The 10,347-nt window shown below is 34.7% G+C and carries 7 protein-coding genes; 6 read left to right on the forward strand and 1 reads right to left on the reverse strand.

Annotated features, from left to right (window positions below; genetic code table 11):
- Positions 1-307 precede the first annotated feature (307 nt).
- From RMO70_RS14965 to RMO70_RS14985, 5 genes are all read left to right on the forward strand, one after another.
- Positions 308-808 (forward strand): hypothetical protein, encoded by a 501-nt coding sequence (locus RMO70_RS14965; protein ID WP_310557246.1) that lies wholly within the window; start codon positions 308-310, stop codon positions 806-808.
- Positions 809-847: 39 nt separating this feature from the next.
- Positions 848-1,996, forward strand: coding sequence for a pyridoxal phosphate-dependent aminotransferase family protein (locus RMO70_RS14970; protein WP_310557247.1), 1,149 nt, complete (start codon positions 848-850; stop codon positions 1,994-1,996).
- A 60-nt stretch (positions 1,997-2,056) separates the two neighbouring features.
- Positions 2,057-2,674: a dethiobiotin synthase gene (gene bioD, locus RMO70_RS14975; RefSeq protein WP_310557248.1), complete on the forward strand. Its 618-nt coding sequence runs from the start codon at positions 2,057-2,059 to the stop codon at positions 2,672-2,674.
- 43 nt (positions 2,675-2,717) lie between these two features.
- On the forward strand, positions 2,718-3,989 hold the full coding sequence (bioA, locus tag RMO70_RS14980; protein ID WP_310557249.1) for an adenosylmethionine--8-amino-7-oxononanoate transaminase: 1,272 nt from the start codon (positions 2,718-2,720) through the stop codon (positions 3,987-3,989).
- 131 nt (positions 3,990-4,120) lie between these two features.
- Positions 4,121-5,266 carry a beta-ketoacyl synthase N-terminal-like domain-containing protein gene (locus tag RMO70_RS14985; RefSeq protein WP_310557250.1) on the forward strand — a complete coding sequence of 382 codons (1,146 nt, stop codon included), beginning with the start codon at positions 4,121-4,123 and terminating at the stop codon, positions 5,264-5,266.
- Between the two features lie 484 nt (positions 5,267-5,750).
- Here the strand turns inward: RMO70_RS14985 and RMO70_RS14990 are convergent, their stop codons facing one another.
- Positions 5,751-6,245, reverse strand: coding sequence for a regulatory protein RecX (locus RMO70_RS14990; RefSeq protein WP_310557251.1), 495 nt, complete (start codon positions 6,243-6,245; stop codon positions 5,751-5,753).
- Positions 6,246-6,568: 323 nt separating this feature from the next.
- Between RMO70_RS14990 and RMO70_RS14995 the strand changes: the two genes are divergently transcribed.
- Positions 6,569-10,347: hypothetical protein (locus RMO70_RS14995; protein ID WP_310557252.1), on the forward strand; the 3,779-nt coding region annotated here is incomplete at its 3' end.

A 10,347-nucleotide genomic window follows, 5' to 3' on the forward strand; every position in this document is an offset into this window, starting at 1 on the left:
AAATGTAAGATAATATATGACAAAATGCATATATAATCGATAAAATGTATAAAAATACATAAAAAATAGTATTTAGATTACAAATATTATTTACAAATCTTATTTTTTTAACTACTTCATTGTTAACAGACTAAGGATTGATTTAAATTTAGATTTAAAATATGTATATAAAATCAACTCTATTAGTGGAATTTATAGACTCACAAAACCACAAAGTAATCAGCACTAAAAAAAGTAAAAACATAATTCGCTATATTTGCTTAAACAAATAAGTAAGAAGCGTTAGATAATATCTTTTAAAATAATTATGAAAACCAACCATATTAAATATTACAGCTTACTCTTTTTAGTGTTTTTTACTTTTTCAAATTTCTGTAAGATTAAAGACAAAGAAGCAAAGGAAATAGATTGCGTAATGTTATTAGTGAATGCAAAAACTAAAAAAAGTATAAAAATTTGTGATAAAATAATTGCTGATAGAGTTGAGTTTTATTTGGGCGTTGCTAAATCAATTGATAGAGAAAATCAAGAGCGTGGAGAACAACCTTGGGTAGTTATAACTTATGATGGTTTGGTAATTGAAATGCAAGATGATTTCATAAAAAGCATTACTATAACGAATAAAAAGTGGAAACTAAATGCCTTTACAATTGGCAGCACACTTGAACAAATAGCGGCGAAACATGAAAGAATAGAAAGTAAATATAAAAATGATTTGCATTACAAAATCAAAGATTCAAAAGGAATTTTATTTGCTGAAGTAGATCCAGATAAAAAAGTTAATAAAATAGGAGTTGTATTTCATTAAATCGAAATTTACAAAATTTCAATTTGTAACTTTGTCGCTATGAATTTCCCAATACAACTTCAAGATAAACTTGAGTATCGTGAGCAAAAAAATGCCTTGCGAAAATTACCTTTTGCTAATAATCAAACAGATTTTTCGTCCAACGATTATCTTGGATTTGCAAAATCAGAAGTTATTTTTGACAAAACACATCAACTTTTAATTGATACTAATCATAAAACAAACGGAGCAACAGGCTCTAGATTAATTTCTGGAAATCATAGATTGTATGAAGAAACAGAATGTTTTATTTCTCAATTCCATCAGTCAAAAACAGCTTTAATATTTAATTCAGGTTACGATGCTAATGTGGGATTCTTTAGTTCAGTTCCACAACGAAATGATGTTATATTGTATGACGAATTGTGTCACGCTTCCATTCGTGATGGAATTGTAATGAGTAATGCCAAATCCTATAAATTCAATCATAATGATTTTGAAGATTTAGAACGGTTGATTGTCAATTTCAATGGCAATTCCAAAAACTCAATAGTTTATATTGTAACAGAAAGTGTTTTTTCAATGGATGGAGACACACCACGCGTAGAAGAATTATGCCAATTGTCAGAAAAACACAATTCCTATTTAGTGATTGATGAAGCACACGCTTTGGGAGTTTTTGGGGAAAACGGACAAGGTTTGGTTCAAGAATTTCAGCTTCAGGACAGAATTTTTGCACGGATTGTAACTTTCGGAAAAGGACTAGGTTGTCATGGAGCAGCTATACTCGGAAGTCAAGAATTGAAAAATTATTTAGTAAATTTTGCTAGAAGTTTTATATATACGACAGGGCTTTCACCACATTCGGTTGCGGCTATTTTGGTTGGGTATCAAGGATTGAAATCCGAAAAGGACGCTATTAGCAAACTTCGAAACAATATTAATTTTTTCAATCAAAAAAAACAAATGTTAGGTTTGAAGCCTCTGTTTGTAAGGAGTAAATCTGCTATTCAATCTGCTATAATCCCTGGAAATGAAAAAGTAAAAACCATTGCCAATCAATTGCAAGAAAAAGGATTTGATGTCAAAGCAATACTATCTCCAACAGTTCCTGAAGGTCAAGAAAGATTACGTTTTTGCTTACATAGTTACAATAATCAAGAAGAAATTACGGAAGTATTACGATTGTTGAGTACATTTGTATTTTAGCCCAGAGAACTCGATAGCAAAACAATAAAATCCTGTTAACTTTGCGGTTAAATAAAAACTATGAAACTATTTATCACTGGTATATCAACCGATGTAGGCAAAACCATTGCTTCCTCAATTATTGTAGAGGCACTCGAAGCGGACTACTGGAAACCTATTCAAGCAGGTGACCTAGACAATTCAGACAGTCACAAGATTAAATCTCAAATCTCAAATCTCAAATCCAAAATTTTCGGAAACAGTTATCAATTAAATACGCCAGCAAGCCCACATTTTGCAGCACAAATTGACGGAATTACTATCGATTTAAAAAATATCATTGAGCCAAAAACCAAAAATCATCTTGTAATTGAAGGTGCTGGAGGACTTTATGTTCCGTTAAATGATACCGATTGCGTTATCGATTTAATCCAACCCGATTACAAAGTAATTATTGTTTCCCGTCATTATTTAGGAAGCATAAACCATACTTTATTGACAATTGAGGCTTTAAAATCAAGAAATAGTAACATTGCAGGAATTATATTTTCAGGCAATGAAAACAAATCGACAGAAGAAATTATTCTAAACAAAACAGGTGTTAAATTAATTGGAAGAATAGATCAAGAACCCTATTTTGATAAAAATGTAATTGCTGAATATTCTGATTTATTTCGGGAAAATCTACTAAGTTTATAATAAATCAAAAATCAACATTCGTTAATCAGCAATCAAAAATCTAATGACACTTTCTGAAAGAAACCAAAAACACAACTGGCATCCCTATACCCAACACAAAACCGCTCAACCCGCAATTGCCATTACAAAAGGAGAAGGCGCATTACTTTGGGATGAAAACGGCAAAGAATATATCGACGCCATTGCTTCTTGGTGGGTGAATCCGTATGGGCATTCTAATAAATTCATTGCCAATGCTATTTACAAACAACTTACCACTTTAGAGCACGTTTTGTTTGGAGGATTCACGCACGAACCAGCGGTTTTATTATCCGAAAAGCTTATAGAAATTTTACCATCAAATCAACAAAAAATATTTTTTTCAGACAATGGTTCAACCGCTGTTGAAATTGCGATTAAAGTAGCAATGCAATATTTTTATAACAAAAATGAAAAAAGAGCCACCATAATTGCTTTCGAGAATGCCTTTCACGGTGATACTTTTGGAGCTATGGCAGCAAGCGGAATTTCATTTTGGACTCAAGCTTTTCAAGAATCATTAATACAAGTGATTAGAATTCCAGTTCCAACCATTGGAAATGAGAAAGCAAGCTACGATACTTTGGGGGAAATTATAAAAAACAATGATTGCGCCGCCTTTATTTTCGAACCATTAGTACAAGGAGCTGCGGGAATGGTGATGTATGAAGCTTCAGCATTAGACAAATTAATTTCAATTTGTAAAGAAAATAAAATTTTTACCATTGCTGATGAAGTGATGACAGGTTTTGGAAAAACAGGGAAAAATTTTGCCTGCGATTATTTATCCCAAAAACCCGATATGATGTGCCTCTCCAAAGCGTTGACTGGAGGTACAATCCCGATGGCAATTACCACATTTACTTCAGCAATTTTTGATGGTTTTTATGACGACGATATCAATAAAGCCCTGTTTCACGGACACACCTTTACAGCAAATCCAACAGGTTGTGCCGCCGCTTTGGCTAGCATCGAATTGTTGCAAACCAGCGAAATGCAAGACAATATTCAACGCATTCATCAACAACATTTACAATTTCAAGAAAAAATAAAAAAGCATCAAAAGGTGAAAACGACCCGAGTATTAGGAGTAATTTTCGCTTTAGAAATAAAAACCGACTCACAAGCCAGTTATTACGGAAATCTCCGCAACAAACTGTATGCTTTTTTTATCAAAAAGGGTATTGTCCTTCGTCCAGTAGGCAATATTGTTTATGTTTTGCCGCCTTACATTATTTCAAACGAGCAATTGCAAAAAGTATATCAAACCATTGAAGAAGCTTTAGAAATAGTTTAAATTTGTAGCTATTCCCGCTTTCCGTTGCAATCTTTTTGTTTTTAAAGAAAAAACAAAAAGGATTTCCACTACAATCGGGGCTAAAAAACCGAAAAAACGATTACAATTCTCATCATCAGCATTCCAATACATTGAATAAAAGAATCGCCATAACAGCCCTCTCATCCTTTTCTCCTTTAGGAAATCAACCAGAATTAATTTGGAATGAATATTTAAAAAACACGTCATTAATTTTCGAAACCCAAATTGGAAATCAAACTATTCCAGTAGCTAAAATTTCTCAAGAATTAAAAGAAATGGTTTTGCAATTAAGACAATCCGAAAGTAGATACAAAGCGTTAGACAACTCTGTTTTATTTGCCATTTTAGCCTCACGTCAAGCAGTTGCAAAAGCAGGTTGGAGTGCAAATGATAATTTTGGAATCAATATTGGATCTTCCAGAGGAGCAACCGAATTATTCGAAAAGCACCATCAAGAATTCATAAAAACAGGAAAAACCGAAGTTTTAGCCTCACCCACAACAACATTAGGTAATATTTCCAGTTGGGTAGCCCACGATTTGAAAAGTCAAGGACCAGAAATATCACATTCCATAACCTGTTCCACAGCATTACACGCCTTATTAAATGGAGTAGCTTGGCTGAGAGCTGGAATGGCAGGCAAATTCTTGGTTGGGGGAAGCGAAGCACCACTCACACCATTTACAATTGCCCAAATGCAAGCTTTAAAAATATATTCTAAAACCAACGAATGTCGTGCCTTCGATTTAGAAAAAACCAAAAACTCAATGGTTCTAGGCGAAGGAGCTGCGATGGTGTGTTTGGAAATAGATGAAGGGCAACAAGCATTGGCGTATATCGAAGGAGTTGGTTATGCAACGGATATTTTGGAACACAGCATTTCCATTTCTACCGAAGCAGTATGTTTTCAAAAATCAATGGAAATGGCATTGCAAAACAATAAATTATCAGATGTTGATGCCATTGTGATGCACGCGCCAGGTACTATAAAAGGTGATTTGTCAGAATACAAAGCCATTCAAAAAGTATTTGGAGCCACACTTCCATTGTTGACTACCAACAAATGGAAAATTGGTCATACTTTTGGAGCTTCAGGTATGTTGAGCATTGAATTAGCAATTCTAATGATGCAATACAATCAGTTTATTGGAGTGCCATTTGCACCAATGCAATTTCAAAAAAAACCAATTCAAAAAGTGTTGATTAATGCTGTAGGTTTTGGAGGAAATGCTGTGAGTGTTTTGTTGAGTTTGTAGGTAAACAATTGCCTGTATGTTTTTTTTTACCTTTTTTTCAGTCTGAGCTTGTCGGCAATGTCACACTGAGCTAGGCTTGTACTGACGAAGGAAGTATCGAAGACCCTTTTTATTAAAACCACTTCGACAAGCTCAGCGTGACAATTGTGTAGCTTGTTGCGTTGTTGTTATTTACTTTACTGTCAAGTCTGAGCTTTCGGCAATGTTAGTCTGAGCTAGGCTTGTTCTGACGAAGGAAGTATCGAAGACCTTTTTTATTTAAAACCACTTCGACAAGCTCAGTATGAAATTTGTTAGGCTCGTTGCTTTATTGTAAATGTTTCAATGTCACTCTGAGCTTGTCGGCAATGTCAGTCTGAGCCTGTCGAAGACCCTTTTTTATGTTTGCTAATTTATAACCACTTCGACAAGCTCAGTATGAAATTTGTTAGGCTCGTTGCTTTATTGTAAATGTTTCAATGTCAGTCTGAGCTTGTCGGCAATGTCAGTCTGAGCTTGTCGAAGACCCTAACTCCTTCATTTTCTCATACACTAAGCCACTTTCAAAACCTTTTCGCAACATAAAATCGCAAAATTTCTTTTTCTTTTTCAAGACATTATTTTCCCGAATGATTTCCCAATGATGCTCCGCAAGTTTATGAAAAGTTTCAAGATATTCCGCTTCCGATATTTCTTTTAATGCTTTGGTTATGTTGTATGTCGAAATATGTCGAAATTTTAATTCGTTTACAATCCTGATTTTGCCCCAAAACTTAATGCGGTGTTTGCCACGAGCAAAACTACACGCAAAGCGTTCTTCGTTGAGGAAATTATGTTGAATAAGATGCACCACAATAGTATCAACAACCTCAGGAATCATTTTTAATTCCCGAAGTTTAGCAACTACTTCTTGGTGACAACGTTCTTGATAACTGCAATAGTATTCCAGTTTTTGAGTCGCTTCAAGTACGGTATAGGTTTTGTTTGTTGGGGTTTTCAAAAATTAACTTTTTAGTAATGTGGTTTTAGAAATTAATTTAGATAAAGGATGTTTTTTGTTTGAATGTAACTACTTTTTTACAATACCTGTTTGGCGTTGTAATTAAATGTATTTAAAACTCAAATTTATGAAAATTAAATCACTAATAATAGTGATGTCATTCTCAAAAATAAAAGAATAAAAAACCTTCTTTAGACAATAAAAGATATCTTAACGCTAATTTTTGCTTTTCATCGATTTAATACTTATTTAATGGTAACTAAATCTACAAAATGATTTTTATTTGTAATTTTATCAACTTAAAATAAATTATAATTAAAGTTATGAAAATTAAATTACTTATAATAACAATGCTGATTTCGACGATGAGTTGGGGGCAAATATTAACATTTGAATTTGCAGGATTAGTTGGAAGTGAAACTTCTGCTAGTTCAAATTTCAATAATGCAAACTTAACGGCTTCAACAATAACTCGTGGTGCTGGTTTAACGGCACCCGCAAATGGAGATAGATTTAATGCCACAGGATGGTCATTAACTTCAATTGCAAATGCTGTTTCTGGCAATGATTATATGGAGTTTACTATTACTCCAAATGCAACTTATCAATTTAATGTTAATTCTGTTGTTATTAGTTTACAAAGATCTGGTACAGGACCAAGTGCTATAGTTTTAAGAAATTCTTTGGATGGTTACACAACAAATTTGGATACTCAATATCCAATTATTGATAATACATCCACACAAACCTTCACATTTACTTTTTCGCAAGCAAATTCGACAACCCCTGTAATATATAGACTCTATATGTTTGCAGAAGTAGTGACTGGAACTGGGGGCCCTGGTGATTTTGCTGGAAATGATATTATAGTTAACGGAGCAGTCACCCCAACCTGCACACCACCAGCAGACCCATTAGGAACAATTTCTGGAACAACTCCAGCCTGTAATAGTACAATTTTAAGTTATTCTGCGCCAAGTGCATCTTTATATTGGCAAACAACACCAACAGGAACATCGATTGCAAACCCAACAACAGCATCACTTCCAGTAACTACCTCTGGAACGTATTACGTAAGAGCTTTTGATGGAACGTGTTGGTCAACGGGGAATGTTTCATACATTGTTGTTGTAAACACAACTCCAAGTATTACTGTACAACCAAACAATGTTACAATAAGCAATGGTAGCAACGCATTGTTTTCGGTAACAGCAACAGGTTCAGGACTAGCCTACCAATGGCAAGTTGATACCGGTAGTGGTTTTGTTAATTTAACTAATGGTGCGCCTTATACTAACGTGAATACTGCAACTTTAAATATAACTACTGCAACAGTAAGCTTCTCAGGTTATATATACCGTTGCGTGGTTTCATCTGTTAGTTGTACTTCTGTAAATTCTAACAGTGCAACCTTAACAGTAAATCCTTTTGTAGCAACAGGAACAACATTTAAACCTGGAGATTTAGTTTTTGTTGGATACGATTCTCGTTTTGGAACTGGTGGTACTTGTGCCACAACGCCTGCTAATGATAAGTTTTATATTGCTACACTTGTAGAAATAATTCCAGGAACAAGTTTTATTGTTGCTAATTCACGATATGAATCAGGCGCAGCCGCAAACATAAGAACAGATCGTTGGTTTGGAGCAGGTAGCGATCCTTATGAGGATCCAGGAACCCTTACTTTTACTTGGAATGGTCCAGGGAATATTAATGCGGGATCCGTTATCAGTTTTGTGTCTACGGCTTTATTCACAGCTTCGGCTTTAGACATAAGCGTTAATAATATTTTAGAGCCTAATTTAACACATATAGGAGGTGCTTATTCATGCAATATATCTGCTGGTGATGCAGATCAAATTTATATTATGCAAGGTACATTTACAGCCTTTGGAACAATAAGCACACCTACAAGATATAGTACTTTTGCAGGTCGTGTTTTGTATGGTTTAACCAATGGATCCGCTTGGATTCCCATTACTTCTGCCGTTTCGGCGGCAACAACAGGTGGTGCTACTAGACAATCTAGATTGCCAGATGATATTGAATGTTTTAATATAGAATCAGTTGCAAACTTAGGTGTCAGGTATTATAGAAACGATGCTTTACATACTGGAACAAAAAATCAAGTATTAAATTCTTTGATTAATGTTGGCAATTGGACAATTCCAGCCAATTCAAATTGTCTTGATGTTGTAGAGGATTTCACTGGAGCTACAAATATTGCTGTTGGTGAAAATTTTATCATAACTGTTGGAAATCCTGATGGTACTTGGACAGGAAACACTAGTACTGATTGGTTTGTGTGTGGCAATTGGGAGGGACTAACTGTGCCTAAATCTTCTGACGATGTATTTATTCCAGATGTAGTTAATGAGCCAACAATTGGCGCATCTCCTTCAAAATTTCCATTTGGTGCTTTTTCAAATAATATAACTATTGACAATGCAAGTTCACTAACTATGAACAACGCATTGAGTTTGTTAAATTTATATGGAAACTGGACTAACAATGCGGGTAGTGTCGCTTTCTCTGAAGGAAACGGTACAGTTCATTTTAATGGAACTTCACCACAAATAATTAACAATGTTACTCCTGAAGGCACTGAAACATTTCACAATGTAGTTTTAAATAATAATTTTAACACCAGTGTTTCTAACGATATTATCGCCACAGGAAATCTAACCATAAATGCTGGAAAAACAGCCACTATTGCTACTGACGATTTTTTTGAAATCACCAATAATTTCTCTAATAATGGGACATTAAACATTTTAAATAGCGGTTCACTCATTCAAATAACGGACGGCACAACAACAGGCGCAATCAATATGCAGCGAATAGCTAAATTAAAACTGCAAGATTATACCTATTGGTCTTCACCAATTTCCACATTTAATGTTGAGAATATTTCTACAGGAACGCCTGCCAATTACCTTTGGAAATGGTTGCCTACCGCTTCGAATACTGTGGGTAATTTTGCGCTTGGAAGCACGGGTAATTGGGGCAATATTTCAGGAGCAATGACTGTTGGTGAAGGGTATATAGTTAGGGCGCCAAACGGGTTTAACAATACTACAACTACAGATTTAACAGTTAGTTTTGGAGGCACTTCAAATAATGGACTGTATACTCCAACTATTACAAGAGGAACATATACAGGGGCAAATTATACAGGTAATTTTAGCATTCCTGTAACAAGTAATGATGACAACTGGAACTTGTTGGGTAATCCATATCCTTCAGCTGTAGGTGTTAATGCTTTCTTGACTGCAAATTCGACTAAGATTGATGGTTTTGTTAAAATATGGCCACACAGTACTATACCAAATACAGGAAACACAGATCCGTTTTACAACAATTTCATATCAAACTACAATGCTTCAGAATATATTACACTCAATGGAACAGGAGCTACAAGTGGTCCAGGGCTAAAACAAGTGATTGGTGCAGGGCAAGCTTTTTTTGTTTCAATGCTTGATTCGCAACCCGTAAGTGGTTCAACAGCTACTTTCAATAACGGAATGCGTAGCAGAGCTTTCGAGAACAATCAATTTTATAGAGTAGCACATAATAATAAAAACAGCGCACAAACAGAGAGCGCTATTGAACACAGAATCTGGCTTGATTTAGTATCGTCGACCGATACTTCAAGAATGCTTATAGGATATGTGCCAAATGCAACACAAGACCGCGACCAAATGTTTGACGCTTTTACGGACTACAAAAACAGTCAAAACTTATATTCATTAATTAATGAAAATATATTTGCTATTCAAGGAAGAAGCTTACCATTTGTCAACACAGATCAAGTGCCTTTAGGATTCAAAGTTCCCACTAATGGAAGTTATACCATTGCTGTTGGAGCAGTCGATGGTTTGTTTTCAGGGAATGCACAAATGATTTATTTAGAAGATAAACAGTTGAATGTAATCCATAATTTATCAGTTGCACCATATCAGTTCACAGCCAATCAAGGTATAGTAAACAATCGTTTTGTCTTGCGATATACGGATGCCGCACTGAGTAATTCTGATTTTGATTTGTCAACGAATCAAATAACTGTTTATGCCTCGAATGATGTTGTTAAAATTGATTCCAA

The sequence above is a fragment of the Flavobacterium sp. genome, from assembly GCF_031422135.1.
In the GTDB taxonomy this organism is placed as follows: Bacteria; Bacteroidota; Bacteroidia; order Flavobacteriales; family Flavobacteriaceae; genus Flavobacterium.

What these genes read in the sequence shown, in the direction of transcription:
- RMO70_RS14965 (WP_310557246.1), top strand. Translation starts at nt 308, where the DNA reads ATGAAAACCAACCATATTAAATATTACAGCTTACTCTTTTTAGTGTTT.
- RMO70_RS14970 (WP_310557247.1), top strand. Translation starts at nt 848, where the DNA reads ATGAATTTCCCAATACAACTTCAAGATAAACTTGAGTATCGTGAGCAA.
- bioD (WP_310557248.1), top strand. Translation starts at nt 2,057, where the DNA reads ATGAAACTATTTATCACTGGTATATCAACCGATGTAGGCAAAACCATT.
- bioA (WP_310557249.1), top strand. Translation starts at nt 2,718, where the DNA reads ATGACACTTTCTGAAAGAAACCAAAAACACAACTGGCATCCCTATACC.